The organism is Candidatus Magasanikbacteria bacterium (assembly GCA_021648085.1).
Taxonomy (GTDB): Bacteria; Patescibacteriota; Patescibacteriia; order Magasanikbacterales; family UBA922; genus JAKITS01.
Genome location: JAKITS010000001.1, coordinates 324,611 through 341,636, shown reverse-complemented (window position 1 = coordinate 341,636; position 17,026 = coordinate 324,611). Strand labels below are relative to the sequence as shown.

The following is a 17,026-nucleotide window of genomic DNA, read 5'->3' as shown; positions in this document are numbered from 1 at the left end:
TACTAAAATCCCCAAATTTTAGCTATGACTTCAAGAAAAAATATTTCCGCAGCTAATGTGCTGGGCAAAGATTTTTTCTTTTCGTCTCGCTCAAAATTTAAAGATTTCGTAACGGCGCTATATTTGCCAAAGGTCTCAATAATAAACATATATGGAAAATAATAAAGGAAAAATAGTTCAGATTATTGGTGTGGTTATAGACGTGGCATTTTCAGAAAATATGCCCGCTATTTATAATGCCCTAGAGGTAAAAATGCCAAATGGCGATATTTTAGTTTTAGAAACTCAACAGCATTTGGGAGAAGGTGTTGTGCGTACAATTTCAATGGGTAGTACAGACGGATTAAAGCGTGGAGTTGAGGTTTTAGACACTGGAGCTGCTATTTCTGTGCCAGTTGGTCCAGAAACTTTGGGAAGAATGTTTGATGTGGTTGGAAATGAAATTGATGGAAAAAAACCAGTTAAAACAAAAAAGAAATATCCAATTCACAGAAAAGCTCCTAAATTTACGGAGCAATCTACAAAATCAGAAGTTTTGGAGACAGGAATAAAAGTTATCGACTTATTTTGTCCATTCTTGAAAGGTGGAAAGGTCGGTTTGTTTGGTGGAGCTGGTGTAGGAAAAACAGTTATTATCCAAGAATTGATTCGTAATATTGCCCAAGAACATGGAGGATTTTCTATGTTTGCTGGAGTAGGCGAGCGTACTCGTGAAGGAAATGACCTTTATCGTGAAATGGAAGAGTCTGGAGTTTTGGACAAAACAGCTTTAGTTTTTGGGCAGATGAATGAACCACCAGGAGCTCGTGCTCGTGTGGCTTTGACAGCTCTTGCAATGGCAGAATATTTTCGTGATGAAGAGGGGAAAGACTTGTTGTTGTTTGTAGACAATATATTTCGTTTTACACAGGCTGGTTCAGAGGTTTCAGCACTTTTAGGAAGAATGCCTTCAGCTGTTGGATATCAACCAACTTTGGCTACAGAAATGGGAGCCCTGCAAGAAAGAATTACTTCTACTGATAAAGGCTCCATTACTTCTGTGCAAGCTGTGTACGTGCCAGCAGATGACCTTACAGACCCAGCTCCTGCTACAACATTTGCTCATTTAGATTCAACTGTTGTTTTGAACAGATCTTTGGCAGCTTTGGGGATTTATCCTGCTGTTGACCCACTTGATTCATCTTCTACAATTTTGGATCCAAATGTTGTTGGAGAGGAGCATTATAGAACAGCTCGTGAAGTACAGCAAGTGTTGCAGAGGTATAAAGATTTGCAAGATATTATCGCAATTCTAGGAATGGAAGAGCTTTCAGATGAAGACAAAATGGCAGTTTCCAGAGCTCGTAAAATTCAAAAATTTCTTTCACAGCCTTTCTTCGTTGCAGAACAGTTTACAGGAACAGAAGGTAAATATGTAAAATTGGAAGATACAATTCGCGGGTTTAGAGAAATTCTAGATGGAAAACATGATGACAAATCAGAGCAGTCATTTTATATGAAAGGGAGTATTGACGAAGTAAAATAATTATGTTAAAATTTAAAATCGCTACACCAGAAAAAGTAGTTTACGAAGACGAAATTTTTCAGGTGACAATCCCAACAATTGCCGGAGAGATAACAGTTTTACCAAACCATATACCGCTTGTAGGTGTTTTGAAAGCTGGGGAACTTCGTATAAAAGACAAAGAAGGTGAACATCCTTTTGCGGTTTTTGGCGGATTTTTGGAAATTAGAGGCGACAACGAATTGATCATTTTAGCAGACAACATAGAAAGAGTTGCAGAAATTGATTTAGAAAGAGCTGAGGAAGCAAGAAGAAGAGCAGAAGAGCAAATGGCTCAAATTGAAAATAGAGGTGACGTTGATTATGCGAGACTACAGGCTATTATTGAACGGGAGACAAACCGTTTGAGAATATCTAAAAAATATCGTAAATAAATATAAAACCTTTCAACATATGTCAAATAGTCAACAACAGGAGAAGCAAGTGCTAACAGCAAAGCAAATCGAAAAACATATTGTAGAAAATTTTCAGTTTGTGAAAATGAACAGTCTTTTGACAGATCAATTTGAATCTTGTGTAGATGGTCGTGGAGAAATTGGAATTGTTGGAACTCCTGGTGGAAATGCCGGTGAGTTTGTACTAGCTTTGACTACTGCAGAAAAAGTTTCTGGAAACACAATTGATATTGTTCAAATGAGAGAAATCATGGAAAAGTATTGTCAGATTTTTGGAAAATTTTATATGCATACAGATACTCATGCGATAGAGAATTTAATGAAAAGTATGAGTTTGGATATGAGTTTATCAGATATAATTTCAATGATACAAAACCCAGTGTCCAATTTGCGTGAGAATCTTTTGAATGCACTTATGCAGGCAGACAATGTTGGTTGTGGACATATAAAATTGATGATGAAAAATCCAGAAGAATATGGAGTTCGTAAAGAGCTTGTTCAGGCTGTTGTAAGATCTTTTTATGAATTGCTTTGGTCTGGAAACGACTATTTGGAGTTTGTTGTTTTGGAAGGTGAGCACCAGGAAGGTGCTGTTGTAAATATTTTAACAGTAGACACTGAAATAAATTCAGAGAGCATGATTCCAGTAGTTGTGCCAGAAGTAGATGGTGAACAAATGTTTGTAAATCATCCACAAGCTGCAAATTTTATGAGGACTTACGAGGCTCAGAATATTTCTGAACTTGTGGGTTTTGAAGTTAGTGTAGATGATTATAAAGTTGAAGTTGAGAAACTTGGAACTCGGCAATTACTTACAACTGTTGGACATCTTGCAAAAGGTTTGCCAATTTTCAATGTAGTTTTTACAGATGAAACGAATTTCACAGTGAAAAAAGTTTAAAAAATAGTTAAAAATAAAACTACCTTTTAAAAAGGGTGGTTTTTTATTTTCAAAAAATAGGTTATAATAAAAAAGATAATTATTAATACAAAGCTATGAAAGAATGCAAGAGCTGTAAAGCAGAGATTACAACTGATAAAAGTTGTAAAGAGTGTGAGAATGAATGCAAGAGTTGTTGCAAATGTAAATAAAAAAGAGTCCCGTGTAAAGCGGGACTTTTTATTTAGAAAAAGGATGGATTGTAAAAAACAGGATGGAGAATCATTGTAGTTTTTTTCGATTTTCTAGATCTGTAAGGAAGTGAAGAAATTTTACCACTTGCATCTTCTGGACGCAAATATGTTTGTGCGACTAAAATCTCACCTTTGTATATCAAACCTTGGTTGGTTTGCAAAGGAATTCCAATAACAAATCTTGCAGTTCGAATTAGTCTCAATAAGCTGTGATGCCAAATTTTTTCTATATCTTTAAAGTCTGTAAAAAATAAACACTCTACTTCATTTCCATCTATTTTGTATGGAGCTTTAAAAGAATATTTAAGTTTTTCAGCATAATATAAAAATTTTTTAGGAACCCTGCACCCAAAAAATGGAGATAGATCTATTTCGTAATAATAAAAATCTTTGAAAACATTGTCTATTAGTCTAGTCATTTTCTCCTCCTATTTAATTTTGTAATGAGCTATTATTTTTAATGTATCATTTTAGTAAAATTAAATCAATGTTTACAATCTTTTTGCTAGATCAATAAAATAAAAAAACCGCACGAGCTGTGTGTGAGGTTTTTTGGCTGGTTGTTGGGCGGGAGCGAAAATACGCAGACCTGTGGTGTGAAAACCTTGGTGAGAGCTCGTGCGGCTGCAGAGGAAAAGAACTAGAACCAGTCAGCAGTGTGTGGGGAAAACTTTGTCATATTTCGAATCCTACCCCGAGGACCTACTCGACGCGGTTCACACTACTGACCGGATAATTTTATTATATCAATAAAAAAAGAAAGAAGTCAAATATGCATTTGTAGAAAGAGCTTTTTTAGTTTAGAATATAAAGTAATTAGATTAAAATATATCAAATAGTTTGGTAAATCTTATAAAAATATGTTTGGAGCTTTATTAGTAATGATTGCAGAATTTTTTCATGAAATTTCTGTATCAATTGGAAAACACGAGATTGAACAAAAAAAAGAAAGTCCTTATACTTTTGCATCGCTTAGTTTGTTGGCAAGTTTCGTATTCTTTTTAATTTTGGTAATTTTTGTTAGACAGGAATTATTATTTGATCCAGCTTCTATTCCTACTTTTGGTTTGCGTCTAATTTTGGAGATTTTCCTAATTCATTTTGGATTAAAAGGTGTTGTGCTAGCATCTCGTAGCACTTTTGGATTTTTGAGTAGTCTTACTATTCCCTTATTATTAATTGTAGATTATTTTGTTGGTTATGCACTTAGTTTTCAAAATATTATAGGTATTGTTGTAATTTTATTTGCCTTGGCTTTTCTAACATTAAATCATGGGATAGGAAAGAGAGGTGTGAAGTATGTTTTACTAACTTCTGTTTTAGCAGTTGGAACTATAAGTTTATTCAAATATAATATTACAAATTTCAATAGTGTGGAAGCCGAACAAATGATTTTTACTGGTATTTTGGCAATATATTTTATGGTGACTGCCAAATTTATAGCAGGAGAAAATCCTATCAAATTTTTAAAGAAAAAAATAATTCTTTCGCAATCAGTTTCTAGTGGGGTTGGTACGGTTTTGGAAAGTTTTGCTTACCTTTATGCACCACCGTCTATTATAATTTCTATCAAAAGATCTGGAAGAATTTTGTGGACTATTATTTTTGGAAATGTATATTTCAAGGAAAAGCATGTGGCTATAAAATTTGTAGGATTAGGACTTTTTGGAATTGCTTTGCTATTGCTGACAATATAAAATAAAAAAATATGAAGTTTAATGATAGGTATAAAAAATTAAATAATGAACAAAGGCAAGCTGTGGACACAATAGACGGACCAGTAATGGTAATAGCTGGACCAGGAAGTGGAAAGACAGAGTTGCTCGGTATGCGTGTGGCAAATATATTGAAGCAAGCTGATGTAAATCCAGAAAATATACTTTGCCTAACTTTCACAGATGCAGCATCAAAAAATATGAAAGATCGCTTGAGCGGTTTTATTGGGATTTCTGCATATAAAGTTTCAATCCACACATTTCATAGTTTTGCATTAGATGTCACTTATAAATTTCGAGAGGAGTTTTATGAGGCACAACAAATGAAATCTGCTGAAAATGTAAAGCAGATAGAAGTTTTGGGAAAAATTCTTGAATCTTTATTATTTTCAGATTCATTTAGTACAAAGCGTAATGGAACTTTTGTATATTTAAATAGTATAAAAAATAAAATTAGTAAATTGAAAAAAGCTGGAATTACACCAGAAGAATATCAAAAAATTGTAAAATCAAATGGAGATTGTTTTGCAAAAATAGAAGAAATTTTAATCCCTTTTTTTGAGCCACGAGTTTCCAAAAAAATAAAAGAGCAAATACCAACTTTAATTTCTCAAATTAAACAAATAGATTTACCAAAATTGCCAATAGAACATATTAGCCTTTTGGATTATAAAGATATTTTATTGCGTTCACTTTTGAATGCGTACGAGCAGGCAATAGAAGAAAATAGTACAAAACCAATCACAAAATGGAAGGATAATTGGATAGGTAGAGATAAGGAAACTAAAAAAAAGCGCTTAAAAGATGCATATCAATTGGATAGAAATATATCTTTGGGATTGGTTTATGAAAAATATCAAAAAGCAATGGCAAAAATTGGGTTGGTAGATTTTGATGATATGATTTTGGATTTGATTCGAGTTTTATTAAAAAAACCCGGGCTTTTGGCAGAACTTCAAGAAAAATATCAATATATTCTTGTCGATGAGTTTCAGGACACAAACGAAGCACAAATGAGAATTATTCATATGCTGACAGAAAATCCAGTAAACGAAGGTAAACCGAATGTAATGGTTGTTGGGGATGATGATCAGGCTATATATAAATTTCAAGGAGCAGAGATAAATAATATATTACAATTTAGAGAGCAGTATCCTGAAACAAAATTGATAACTTTGGTAAAAAATTATCGCTCCACTCCTGCAATTGTAGATTTTGCACACCGTGTAATTTCTCAAGGGGATGATAGATTGGTAGATAGGTTGGAGGAGGTTGAAAAAAAATTGGAATCTGCAAATCCAGATATAAAAGAAGGTGTAATTACAGCACATACTTTTGATACAGCTGTTCACGAATACGAATATATTGCCAATGAAATAAAATATAAAATTGAAAATGGGGTGAGTTTGGATAATATTTCTGTGATTGCAAGAAATCACAGACAACTTCAAGAAATTGCACCATTTTTGTTTGCAAAGCAAATCCCAATTCAATACGAGCGTCAGAGAAATGTGTTGGAAGAAGTTCATATAAATCAGATTATTTGTATGGCTAGACTTGTCTCTTCTCTCGCAAAAGATTCTATTTATTATTCTCAGAATTTTTTGTCGACAATTTTATCTTTTCCATTTTGGGGTTTGGATAGGTCTACTATTTGGAAACTTTCAATTGAAGCATACAAAAAACAAAAGACCGACACAAGAGGAAGGTGGATAGATGTAATGCTGGAAAGTGAAAATAAAGAATTACAAAAAATAGCAAATTGGTTTTTGGATCTTGCTTCTCGAGCTCACATAGAACCAATGGGAAGTTTGTTAGATGAATTGATTGGTCCAGCAGATGAAATTAAAAATAAATTTACATCTTCATTTCGTCGATTTTATTTTCACAAAGATAAATATAATAAAAATCCATCAGAATATATACAATTTTTATCTAGTTTGAACACTTTTGTAAGCACTGTGCGATCGTATACTTCTGATATTTCAGCCCCAAAACTTTTTGATTTGGTTTCCTGTGTGGATATATACGAGATGCACAATTTAGCGATAACAGACACAAGTCCATATATTGGTGGAGTAAGCGCTATCACGCTTTTGACAGCACACAAAGCAAAAGGGTTGGAGTTTGATACAGTTTTTGTATTGAATTGTCAAAATGAAGTTTGGGCAAAATCACAATCCAGAGATATGATTGCTTTCCCAAAAAATTTATCGATTGATCCTGCGGGAGATACAATAGATGATTATTTGCGTTTATTTTTTGTAGCAATTACTCGCGCAAAAAGTAATTTGTATGTGACAAGTTATAAAAAGAAGACAAATGGTAGAGATTCACTCCGAGTACCATTTTTGGAAACTTCTATTTTTGAAGGTGTGGAGTATAAAATTGAAGCAAAAGAAATAAAATCTAATATTTTGGATACTGTGAATTCTTTGGAAAAAACAAGTTTGCCGTCGTTTAGCCCTTTATCTTTGGATGAAAAATCTGTATTAAAACCAATTTTAGATAAATATATTTTAAGTGTCACGCATCTGAACAATTTTCTAAATGTAATGCGTGGCGGACCGCACGAGTTTTTTGAACAAAACTTACTGAGATTTCCAACTTCAAAAACCCCTTTTCTTTCTTATGGGGTTGCAATGCACGCGACGGTAGAGAGTATACATAACCATATTTCTAAAAATGAAATTAAACCGAATATTGAAGAAGTTCAGAAATACTTCAAAGGACACCTGGAAAGAGAAAACATGAGAGAAAATATTTTTGAAAAGTATTTAAAAAAGGGAAATGAGGTTTGGAAAATATATTTGAATAAATACCAAGATAGAATTTCTGCGACAAGCTGGATAGAAACAAATTTTCGAATGCAACAAGTTTTTGTGGAAAATGTACAAATAACAGGAAAAATTGATAAAATAGTTCCAAATGAAGAAACAAGAGAAATGGAGGTTTATGATTTTAAAACAGGAAGTTATAAATTGAGCTGGAAGGAAAGTTTGCCAGACAAAAAAGTACAACTCCATGGTTATAAAAGACAGATTATTTTTTATAAACTTTTGGTAGAATTCTCACGAGATTATTCAAAATATACTGTAAACCGTGGGTATTTGGAATTTCTGAATCCTACAAAATTAGATGAAATTCACTGCCTTCCTTATGACATAACTTCTGAAGATGTGGAAAGATTGAAAAAACTAATTGTTGCTGTGGATAAAAAGATAAGAAACTTAGATTTTCCAGATATTAGTAAATATGAAAAAACACTAAAAGGCTTGGAGGATTTTGAAAATGACTTAATTTGTGGGAAGATATAAATAGAAATTATATAAATTATGAGTTTTACACCACTTGGACAAGAGCTAAAAAATAAATTTAACCAAAACACAACTCTACAAAAACAGATAGAGACTTCTTCTATTATAGAAATTGCCGAAGAAATTATGAAAGAATTTTTTGGAAAGGATTCTGTAACACTAACAAGGCCATTATTTTTAAAAAACAGAACTTTGACAGTTTCTTGTGCAAGCTCTGTGATGGCACAAGAGTTAAGATTGCGCCAAAAAGAACTCGTGGAAGAGATAAATAAAAAAGTTGGTAAGAATGAAATTGATGCAATAAGATATTTACTTTAAGAGTTGAAAATTTATGAGTTTACGGCAATATCTATTTATAATGAGCTTTGCTGCAATTTTGTGCTGGATTTCTTGGGGTTTTGTACTTGTAAATATAGACCCATTTCAAGGTAGTAAGCTCGGTTTCTTTTTTTTCTATCTAAGTTTTTACTTTGCGCTTTTAGGTACTTTTTCAATGCCTTTTTTTATTATCTCTAGAAAACTTACAAATAGGATAATCCCTTTGTATATTCATGTTAGGCGTAGTTTTACATGTTCTGTGGTTGTATCTTTCGCTTTAGTTATGGTACTTTACCTAAATGCAAAAAAAGTATTAACATTTTGGAATTTTATATTACTTTTATTTATTTTTATATTATTATTTGCCTTCGCAGTTTCTTATAGAAAATCAAGGCGAGCTGACAATTTTTTATGAGACAGACAAAACTTTTTACAAAAACTTTGAAAGAACACCCAAAAGATGAGGTTAGTAAGAATGCACAACTTTTAATTCGGGCTGGTTTTATAGATAAAACAATGTCTGGTGTTTATAACTTTTTACCACTCGGACTTCGTGTTTTAAACAAAATAAATAATATTATTAGAGAAGAAATGGATGAAGCTGGAGGACAAGAGGTGTTTTTGAGTACTCTGCAGAACAAAGAAACTTGGGAGAAATCAGGGCGTTGGAGTGATGGTGTCGTTGATAACTGGTTTAAAACAAAATTGAAAAATAACACAGAGCTTGGACTTGCTTTTACACACGAAGAAGCTATCACAAATATAATGAAAAATTATATTACTTCTTACAAAAATCTTCCTTTTTATGCTTATCAAATTCAGACAAAATTTAGAAACGAGACAAGAGCAAAGTCTGGTTTAATTCGTGGTAGAGAATTTTTAATGAAAGATATGTATTCTTTTTCCAAAAATAAAGAAGAACACGATGTATTTTATGAAAAAATGAAAGATGTTTATATGAAAGTTTTTGGAAGACTTGGAATGGGTGATAAAACTTATCTTACAATTTCTTCTGGCGGTTCATTTTCCAAATATTCTTATGAATTTCAAACACTTTCTGAAGCAGGAGAGGACATTATTTATATAGATGAAGAAAAAAATATTGCAATAAATAAAGAGGATTTTAACAATGAAATGTTAGCAGATTTTGATTTAAAATTTGATAAAAATAATTTAGTAGAAAAAAAATCTGTCGAAGTGGGTGATATATATAGTTTAGGTTATAAATATTCCGAAGCTTTTGGATTGAAGTTTGCGAATGAAGACGGAAAAAATGAATTAGTTTATATGGGATCTTTTGGAATGAGTCCATCTAGACTTATGGGAACTTTGGTAGAATTGAACAACGATGAAAGAGGAATAATTTGGCCAAAAGAAGTGACTCCATTTGATTTGCATTTAATAAGTCTTCGTCCAGATAAAAACGAAAAAGAAACAATATGGATTTATCAAAAACTAAAAGAACTTGGTATGGATGTTTTGCTGGATGATAGATTAAAAATAAGTGCGGGACAGAAATTTGCAGAGAGTGATTTAATGGGAATTTCAACGCAAGTTATTTTGAGTCCAAAGACTTTGGAAAATAGTAGTGTTGAAGTGAAAGATCGCAGAACTGGAGAAACTAATATCTTACCTATTAATAAATTATCGGACTTAATTAATTAATTTTTTATTGTGTCTTTAAAGTCTTTTTTTGGAAAATTTAAACCACGAGATATCGGCATAGATTTGGGAACTGCCAATACTTTGGTTTATATAAAAGACAAAGGAATTGTAATAAACGAACCTTCTGTAGTTGCAATAAATACAAGGACGGAACAAATCTTGGCAGTAGGAGACGAAGCAAAAAGAATGCTTGGTAAAACTCCTTCGCATATTGTGGTGACAAAACCACTTTCAAATGGAATTATTTCAGATTATGAAGTTGCGGAAAAGATGATACGCTATTTTATAGATAAAGTTTACGAGAATGGTTTTTTTATAATGGCTAGGCCAAGAGTTATAGTTTGCATTCCACTTGAGGCGACAGAGGTAGAAATGAAAGCCGTGGAAGACGCTGTAATCTCTTCTGGTGCAAAAGAAGTTTTTGTGGTGCAAGAACCAATGGCAGCAGCAATTGGTTCGCGTATGCTTATTCAAGAGCCTATAGGAAATATGATAGTTGATATTGGTGGTGGAACTACGGATGTTGCAATAATATCGCTTAGTGGAATTGTAAGTTGGAAATCTACACAAATCGCAGGCGATGAGATGAATAGAAATATCACACAGTATGCAAGAGAAGTTTTTAATCTTTTTGTTGGAGAAAGTCATTCTGAACATATTAAAATAAAAGTGGGATCTGCCTCTAATCTGGAAGAGTCTATTGAGTTTCCGATGAGAGGGCGAGATGTGATGACAGGCCTTCCAAAAGAAATAATGATAAACGATGAACATGTACGAGAAGCTTTAGAGAGATCTATAAGTGGAATAATAGAACAGATAAAAATAACTTTGGAAACGACACCGCCGGAATTGACAGGAGATATACATGAAAGAGGAATTATGCTTTCAGGTGGTGGATCTCTTTTGCGTGGTTTGGATAAAGTTATCTCCCGTGCCACAAACATATCTGTGAGAATTGTAGACGACCCACTTACTGCTGTGGTTAGGGGAATTGGCGTACTTTTGGAGGATGACAAACTTTTAAAAGAAGTGGCCCTTCCTTCTGCAAGAGATGATAAAAAAAGAAGAATTAGATAACTTACAGGATTTAAGAATTAGGCTGAAAAGAAGGAATATTTATTTATAAAATATGAGAAAAACTAAAAAGAAAACCATAATTGCGGTTTCTTTTGTAATTTTTTTAACAATTCTACTTCATTTTTCTGGTTGGGTAAGCCCAATTGAAAATTTTGTTAGAGATATTTTTAATGGTGGTGTTGGATCGGTTTACAAACTTAGCCTAAATATAGACGAACAGCAAAATAAAAATTTAGTGTGTCCAGACCTTCAAACAGAATTAAATAAACTTAAAATAGATAGAGCAAAATTAATACTTTTGGAAGAAGAGAATGAACAATTGCGCGAACAATTGAATTTTTTTATTGACAAGAAATTTAATTATATTGGTGCACAGGTTATAGGAAAAGATTTTGAACCTTTCAGTAGTTCAATAATTTTAAACAAAGGAAAAAAAGACGGGATAGAGATAGGAAATCCAGTAATTGCCTCTGGCGGTGTTTTGGTGGGAAAAATTATAAAATCTGAAGACACGACTTCTGTAGTGCGTCTAATAAATGACAATCAGAGTAAAATCGCAGGAACGCTTACAAACAAAGATACAAGTATGGGTTTGGTTGAAGGTGGTTATGGAATTAGTGTACATATGAATTTAATTCCTCAAAATGAAACTATTCACATCGGCGACACCGTTATTACATCTGGGCTTGAGGCAAGAATTCCAAGAGGTCTTTTGATAGGAACTGTGGAGGCTGTAGAAAAAGAACCTTACCAACCATTTCAAAAAGCTATCCTACAACCGCTTAGTGATTTAGATAAATTGTTTTTGGTTTCTGTAATCACTTTTGTAAATGAAGAATAGGTATGAAAAAACTTATTGATTTCATTTTATTTTTTGTAAGTATTTTTTTAGTCTTTTTTGCCCATTCTTTTATATTTCTTATTTTACCATATCCATTTTCACAAATAAATTTGGTTTTCGCGACGGTGATATTGATGATAATTTGGTATGAGTCTGGGTGGGTGGTTTGGTATGCTTTTTTATTATTTTTATTATTAGATTTTTATTCAGCCTTACCTTTTGGAATTACTCTTTTTTCCGGAACAATGACTTCGCTAATTATTTTTTATCTTTACTTGAATATTTTTACAAATAAATCTTGGTATGGTGTTTTAGCACTTACATTTTTAAGTTTAATCTTGTTTAGAATATTATATTTTATACTTATCATAACAAACAGTCTTATTTTTAATGAAGACTTTAGTTTTATTTCAAAAGACTTTTTTAGTTTGATGAGTTGGGAGATATTCTCGACCACTATTTTTTTAAGTGTAATATTTATTTTCTTAACAAAATTTACAAAAAAGTTAAATTCTGCAAGGATACACTCATGAGTAAAAATAAGAATACAATTTTTGGAATATCTATCCCAAAGTTCTCCTACTTAAGTTTAGAAGGAAAATATAAAAATTCTTGGATTGAGGATTCTTTTTCTTTTCAAAACAAAACGAGTCGTCAGCCAGCTATTCCTGGAAGTAAAAACTATATGGGAAGTAGTTTTTCTCTTAAAAAAAAGAAGGTGTTGCTAATTTTAATTTTTATAATATTTTTTATTTTAATTGGAAGGGTGTTTTTTATCCAAATAGTTGATGGTGGAGACTATTCACTTTTGGCAAAAAATAATAGTCAGAGAACAATTCCTGTGCCAGCAGAGCGTGGAATTATTTATGATAGAAACAGACAGCAACTAACCAAAAATGTTTTGAAATTCTCTCTCGCCATTACACCGCAAGATTTGCCTAGAAAAGCAGAAGAATTGGATAAAATAATTAGTAGATTAGCAGGATTGATACAAAAAAATAGAGATGATATAAGTGAAATTATAAAAGAATATGGAGCTTACAGTTATGAATCAATAGATATTTTAGATGATTTAGATTATGAAACAGCACTTTTGATAGAAATTGAAACCAGCGATTTGCCAGGAATAAATATAGAAAGAAGAAGTAAAAGACTTTATTTAATGAAAGAGGAGGGTGAAAAAAAATATTTATCTTTATCTCATATTTTGGGTTATGCTGGAAAACTTAACCCAGAAGAATTAAAAGAATTGTATCCAAAAGGATATATACCGACAGACACAATAGGAAAAACAGGAATTGAGAAAACTTATGAGAAAGCTTTGCGAGGTAAGTATGGCTATCAAAAAATTGAGGTAAACGCTTTCGGTAGAAAACAAAATGTAGTCATTGAAAAAGCTCCTGTTCACGGAGATCATGTACAACTTAGTATAGACTTGGAAATTCAAAATAAATTGGAAGAAATAACTACTAAATATTTGGAAGATAGCGATAAAAAGAAGGCCGCCGTAATTGTAATGGATCCCAGAAATGGAGAAATTTTAGCTTTAGTAAGTTTACCCACTTTTAATAACAATGATTTTTCTGGAGGAATTGAGCTGCAAAAATATCAAGAATATTTGGAAAATGAAAACAACCCACTATTCAACAGAGTAATAAGTGGAACCTACCCATCTGGATCTACAATAAAAATGGCAGTAGCTCTTACAGCACTTCAAGAAGGATTAATTACAAATAGAACATCATTTTTAAGTACAGGAGGAATTAATGTTGGCTCGTGGGTTTTTAGAGATTGGAAATATGGTGGTCATGGAATTACAAATGTTCGCAAATCTTTGGCTTGGTCTGTAAACACTTTTTATTATTATATCGGTGGAGGATACAATGATTTTGAGGGTCTTGGCGCTACAAAAATTGTAGAATATCTAAAAAAATTTGGTTTCGCAGAAAGATTGAATATAGATATTCCAGGAGAAGCAAAAGGGTTCTTACCATCAAAAGAGTGGAAACAAGAGGTAAAAAATGAAAGGTGGTATGTTGGTGATACTTATAATTTATCAATTGGTCAGGGTGATGTTTCGGTGACACCACTTCAAATAGCAAGTATGACTTCTGTGGTTGCAAACGGTGGCACACTTTATCAACCTAGAATTGCTCAAAAAATAATAAACCCCGAGACAAAAGAAGAAGAAAAAATTGAGACAGTTATTTTGAATGAAAATTTTATAAATTCAAGTCATATTCAAACAGCAAAACTTGGAATGCGTGAGTGTGTTGTTTATGGTTCTTGCAGAAGACTTTCTGCACTTCCACTGCTTGTGGCAGGGAAAACAGGAACAGCGCAATGGAGTTCTACCAAAGACAATCATGCATGGTTTACATCTTTTGCACCATTCAATTATCCAGAAATTGTGGTCACAGTTTTAGTAGAAGAAGGAGAAGAGGGAAGTGGAATCTCCACAGAAATAGCCTATGATTTTTATAAGTGGTGGTATGAATATAGGTTTTAAGGATAGTTTTCGGACTTCAGACTTCAATTTTCCACCATTTAGAATAAACGAAGTAATAAAACATTTGGAACACTTCTTCTTTGACTTTTTATAAAAATAATACTATTATTTATCTGATTTTTATAATGTTTGGAAAATTAGGAAATCTTGATTAGAAACCCATAAAATATAGAGATTTAGTCTATTAAGGAGTAAATAATGGGATATCCAAATTGGACGCGTGAAGAATTTGAAAGACTTCTAGCTGCGTTGGGAGAAAATAATGCTAGGAATTTACTTGAAGGAAAATCTTTAGTAAGTTTTACGGAAAAAATAACTTATAAAATAAATATTATAGCACCCGTAGAAGAGAATAGACTTTCACCAAATGAAATTGGGAAATATCTATTCAAGAATGTACACAAGAAAAAAACCTCTTAGTATAAAGGGTGTGGCTCAATTGTCACACCCTCTTTTTTTATAAAAAATTTATTATTTTAATATTAAAGTTGACACTGTTTTACTATCTGATATAATAAATCTAGCCGCAAATTGCGGTTATATTTTATAATGCTGAAGATTATGTCCAACAAAGTACAATACCTGTTCCAAGATAAATACGATAAGCTAAAAGAAGAGCTTAAATTTTTAACAAAAACAAAAAAACTTGAAATAGCAAAAAGAATAGATGAAGCTCGTCAAATGGGAGATTTATCCGAAAATGCAGAATACCACGCAGCCAGAGAAGATATGGGCTGGACTATGGCAAGAGCGAGAGAAATTACTAGTATTTTGGACAATTCAGAAATAATTACGAAAGGTGGGTCTAGTTCTATTGGATTGGGTTCAACTATTACTGTGGAAGTGCGGGGTAAAGAAAAAGAATATACCATCACTGGTCCACAAGAAGCAGATCCGTTAAACGGTAAAATTTCCAATGAATCTCCACTTGGAAGTGCATTTTTGGGAAAGAAAAAAGGAGATGTTGTGGAAGTCCAAATACCATCAGGAACACAAGAGTATAAAATTTTGAATATTCAATAAAAATATGAATACAAACGAAGTAAATATAAATGACGAGCGTTCAGTTCGCCTTAAAAAATTACAAGATTTACAAGAATTAAACATAAATTCTTATCCAGCAAAAACAGACAGAACAAATACACTTTCAGAAGTATTATTAGGAAAAGAAGATGATAAATTTGTTTGTGTAGGTAGAATCATGATGAAAAGAGAAATCGGTAAATTGACTTTCATACAAATTGAAGACGAAAGTGCAAGAATGCAAATGGTTTTCAAGCAGGATAACTTGGGGAAAGAAAATTATAAACTTTTCGTAAAAAAAGTAGACATTGGAGATATTATTGAAGTTTCTGGTGATTTTTTTATTACAAAAACAGAAGAGAAATCACTTTTGGTTAGTAATTGGAAAATGCTTTCAAAATCACTCCTTCCTTTGCCAGACAAGTTTCATGGACTTCAAAATGAAGAAATAAAATTTAGAAAAAGATATTTAGACTTGATAATGAATAAAGAATCAAAAGAGCTTTTCAGAAGAAAAAGCACATTTTGGTCTGCAATTCGTGAATTTTTAGTAAACGAAGGATTTTTGGAGGTGGAGACACCAGTATTAGAAACCACAACTGGAGGAGCAGAGGCATCTCCATTTTCAACTCATCACAACGCACTAGATATAGATGTGTTCTTGCGTATTTCAATGGGGGAGTTGTGGCAAAAAAGACTTATGGTCGGTGGTTTTGAGAAGACCTTTGAGATAGGTCGCCAATTTAGAAATGAAGGAATAAGTAGGGAACACCTTCAAGATTATACCCAAATGGAATTTTATTGGGCGTATAAAAACTATGAAGATAACATGGAAATGACCGAAAGAATGATAAAGTTTGTTGCAAAAAAAACTTGGGGAACTTTAAAGTTTAATCTAAAAGAATTTGGTGAAATTGATCTTGGAGAGAAGTGGAAAAGACTTGATTATGTTTCTGCAATTAAAGAAAAATTAGATATAGATATTTTAACCTCTTCGGAAGATGATTTGAAAAAGAAATTAGATGAGCTTGGTGTAAAATATGAAAACACTGCTCAAAAAGGTAGGTTGATTGATTTGGTCTGGAAGCAAATTCGTAAGCAGTACAAAGGACCTTTATTTTTAGTAAACCATCCAGTTCAAGTCTCGGCTTTAGCAAAAAGAAAAGAAGATGACAGGGAGCTAACAGAAAGATTTCAAATTATTGTAGCAGGGAGTGAGCTTGGAAATGGATACTCGGAGTTAAACGATCCGATAGACCAAAAAGAAAGATTTAAGAAACAACTAGAAATGAGAGAAGGGGGAGATGATGAGGCTCATATGTACGACGCAGATTTTATAGAAGCTCTGGAACACGGAATGCCTCCAACAACAGGTTTTGGATTGTCAGAAAGGTTCTTTGCTTTTTTTGAAGATAAGCCAGTGAGAGATTGTGTACTGTTTCCACTTATGAAACCGGAGCAAGAATAA

At 32.5% G+C, this 17,026-nt stretch carries 17 protein-coding genes; 15 read left to right on the top strand and 2 right to left on the bottom strand.

Annotated features, from left to right (window positions below):
* Positions 1-2 precede the first annotated feature (2 nt).
* Positions 3-149 (bottom strand): hypothetical protein, encoded by a 147-nt coding sequence (locus L3J07_01700; GenBank protein ID MCF6276544.1) that lies wholly within the window; start codon positions 147-149, stop codon positions 3-5.
* Positions 150-151: 2 nt separating this feature from the next.
* On the opposite strand from L3J07_01700, the gene atpD reads away from it, so the two are divergent.
* The 3 genes from atpD to L3J07_01685 are packed head-to-tail and all read left to right on the top strand — an operon-like array spanning position 152 to position 2,860.
* A complete protein-coding gene (atpD, locus tag L3J07_01695) occupies positions 152-1,525 on the top strand; it encodes a F0F1 ATP synthase subunit beta (protein MCF6276543.1) in 1,374 nt (457 codons plus the stop codon).
* A 2-nt stretch (positions 1,526-1,527) separates the two neighbouring features.
* The gene (atpC, locus tag L3J07_01690; GenBank protein MCF6276542.1) at positions 1,528-1,938 is read left to right on the top strand and encodes an ATP synthase F1 subunit epsilon; all 411 of its coding nucleotides are present in this window, start codon (positions 1,528-1,530) and stop codon (positions 1,936-1,938) included.
* 19 nt (positions 1,939-1,957) lie between these two features.
* Positions 1,958-2,860, top strand: a complete 903-nt coding sequence (locus tag L3J07_01685; protein MCF6276541.1) for a hypothetical protein — start codon at positions 1,958-1,960, stop codon at positions 2,858-2,860.
* A 223-nt stretch (positions 2,861-3,083) separates the two neighbouring features.
* On the opposite strand, the gene L3J07_01680 is transcribed toward L3J07_01685, so the two are convergent.
* Positions 3,084-3,512 carry a hypothetical protein gene (locus L3J07_01680; GenBank protein MCF6276540.1) on the bottom strand — a complete coding sequence of 143 codons (429 nt, stop codon included), beginning with the start codon at positions 3,510-3,512 and terminating at the stop codon, positions 3,084-3,086.
* Between the two features lie 441 nt (positions 3,513-3,953).
* Here L3J07_01680 and L3J07_01675 point away from each other — a divergent pair, with 441 nt between their 5' ends.
* The 12 genes from L3J07_01675 (at position 3,954) to lysS (ending at position 17,026) form a co-directional block, all read left to right on the top strand.
* Positions 3,954-4,790 (top strand): hypothetical protein, encoded by an 837-nt coding sequence (locus tag L3J07_01675; GenBank protein ID MCF6276539.1) that lies wholly within the window; start codon positions 3,954-3,956, stop codon positions 4,788-4,790.
* Positions 4,791-4,801: 11 nt separating this feature from the next.
* Positions 4,802-8,125, top strand: coding sequence for an ATP-dependent helicase (locus tag L3J07_01670; GenBank protein ID MCF6276538.1), 3,324 nt, complete (start codon positions 4,802-4,804; stop codon positions 8,123-8,125).
* A gap of 18 nt (positions 8,126-8,143) precedes the next feature.
* Positions 8,144-8,443: a DUF721 domain-containing protein gene (locus L3J07_01665; GenBank protein ID MCF6276537.1), complete on the top strand. Its 300-nt coding sequence runs from the start codon at positions 8,144-8,146 to the stop codon at positions 8,441-8,443.
* Between the two features lie 13 nt (positions 8,444-8,456).
* Positions 8,457-8,858, top strand: coding sequence for a hypothetical protein (locus L3J07_01660; GenBank protein MCF6276536.1), 402 nt, complete (start codon positions 8,457-8,459; stop codon positions 8,856-8,858).
* The gene (locus tag L3J07_01655; GenBank protein ID MCF6276535.1) at positions 8,855-10,108 is read left to right on the top strand and encodes a His/Gly/Thr/Pro-type tRNA ligase C-terminal domain-containing protein; all 1,254 of its coding nucleotides are present in this window, start codon (positions 8,855-8,857) and stop codon (positions 10,106-10,108) included. The genes L3J07_01660 and L3J07_01655 overlap by 4 nt, the downstream gene beginning before the upstream one ends.
* A gap of 9 nt (positions 10,109-10,117) precedes the next feature.
* Positions 10,118-11,185, top strand: a complete 1,068-nt coding sequence (locus tag L3J07_01650) for a rod shape-determining protein (GenBank protein MCF6276534.1) — start codon at positions 10,118-10,120, stop codon at positions 11,183-11,185.
* 52 nt (positions 11,186-11,237) lie between these two features.
* A complete protein-coding gene (gene mreC / locus L3J07_01645; GenBank protein MCF6276533.1) occupies positions 11,238-12,026 on the top strand; it encodes a rod shape-determining protein MreC in 789 nt (262 codons plus the stop codon).
* Between the two features lie 2 nt (positions 12,027-12,028).
* On the top strand, positions 12,029-12,559 hold the full coding sequence (locus L3J07_01640) for a hypothetical protein (GenBank protein ID MCF6276532.1): 531 nt from the start codon (positions 12,029-12,031) through the stop codon (positions 12,557-12,559).
* The gene (mrdA, locus tag L3J07_01635) at positions 12,556-14,535 is read left to right on the top strand and encodes a penicillin-binding protein 2 (GenBank protein MCF6276531.1); all 1,980 of its coding nucleotides are present in this window, start codon (positions 12,556-12,558) and stop codon (positions 14,533-14,535) included. Before L3J07_01640 ends, mrdA begins: the two co-directional genes overlap by 4 nt.
* Positions 14,536-14,733: 198 nt before the next feature.
* Positions 14,734-14,955, top strand: a complete 222-nt coding sequence (locus tag L3J07_01630) for a hypothetical protein (GenBank protein MCF6276530.1) — start codon at positions 14,734-14,736, stop codon at positions 14,953-14,955.
* A gap of 141 nt (positions 14,956-15,096) precedes the next feature.
* Complete coding sequence (gene greA / locus L3J07_01625; protein ID MCF6276529.1) at positions 15,097-15,558, top strand: transcription elongation factor GreA; 462 nt, start codon at positions 15,097-15,099, stop codon at positions 15,556-15,558.
* 4 nt (positions 15,559-15,562) lie between these two features.
* Positions 15,563-17,026: a lysine--tRNA ligase gene (lysS, locus tag L3J07_01620; protein MCF6276528.1), complete on the top strand. Its 1,464-nt coding sequence runs from the start codon at positions 15,563-15,565 to the stop codon at positions 17,024-17,026.

Excerpts from the sequence above, each read along its gene's own strand:
- L3J07_01700 (MCF6276544.1), bottom strand. The coding sequence starts at position 149 with ATGTTTATTATTGAGACCTTTGGCAAATATAGCGCCGTTACGAAATCT.
- atpD (MCF6276543.1), top strand. The coding sequence starts at position 152 with ATGGAAAATAATAAAGGAAAAATAGTTCAGATTATTGGTGTGGTTATA.
- atpC (MCF6276542.1), top strand. The coding sequence starts at position 1,528 with ATGTTAAAATTTAAAATCGCTACACCAGAAAAAGTAGTTTACGAAGAC.
- L3J07_01685 (MCF6276541.1), top strand. The coding sequence starts at position 1,958 with ATGTCAAATAGTCAACAACAGGAGAAGCAAGTGCTAACAGCAAAGCAA.
- L3J07_01680 (MCF6276540.1), bottom strand. The coding sequence starts at position 3,512 with ATGACTAGACTAATAGACAATGTTTTCAAAGATTTTTATTATTACGAA.
- L3J07_01675 (MCF6276539.1), top strand. The coding sequence starts at position 3,954 with ATGTTTGGAGCTTTATTAGTAATGATTGCAGAATTTTTTCATGAAATT.
- L3J07_01670 (MCF6276538.1), top strand. The coding sequence starts at position 4,802 with ATGAAGTTTAATGATAGGTATAAAAAATTAAATAATGAACAAAGGCAA.
- L3J07_01665 (MCF6276537.1), top strand. The coding sequence starts at position 8,144 with ATGAGTTTTACACCACTTGGACAAGAGCTAAAAAATAAATTTAACCAA.
- L3J07_01660 (MCF6276536.1), top strand. The coding sequence starts at position 8,457 with ATGAGTTTACGGCAATATCTATTTATAATGAGCTTTGCTGCAATTTTG.
- L3J07_01655 (MCF6276535.1), top strand. The coding sequence starts at position 8,855 with ATGAGACAGACAAAACTTTTTACAAAAACTTTGAAAGAACACCCAAAA.
- mreC (MCF6276533.1), top strand. The coding sequence starts at position 11,238 with ATGAGAAAAACTAAAAAGAAAACCATAATTGCGGTTTCTTTTGTAATT.
- L3J07_01640 (MCF6276532.1), top strand. The coding sequence starts at position 12,029 with ATGAAAAAACTTATTGATTTCATTTTATTTTTTGTAAGTATTTTTTTA.
- mrdA (MCF6276531.1), top strand. The coding sequence starts at position 12,556 with ATGAGTAAAAATAAGAATACAATTTTTGGAATATCTATCCCAAAGTTC.
- L3J07_01630 (MCF6276530.1), top strand. The coding sequence starts at position 14,734 with ATGGGATATCCAAATTGGACGCGTGAAGAATTTGAAAGACTTCTAGCT.
- greA (MCF6276529.1), top strand. The coding sequence starts at position 15,097 with ATGTCCAACAAAGTACAATACCTGTTCCAAGATAAATACGATAAGCTA.
- lysS (MCF6276528.1), top strand. The coding sequence starts at position 15,563 with ATGAATACAAACGAAGTAAATATAAATGACGAGCGTTCAGTTCGCCTT.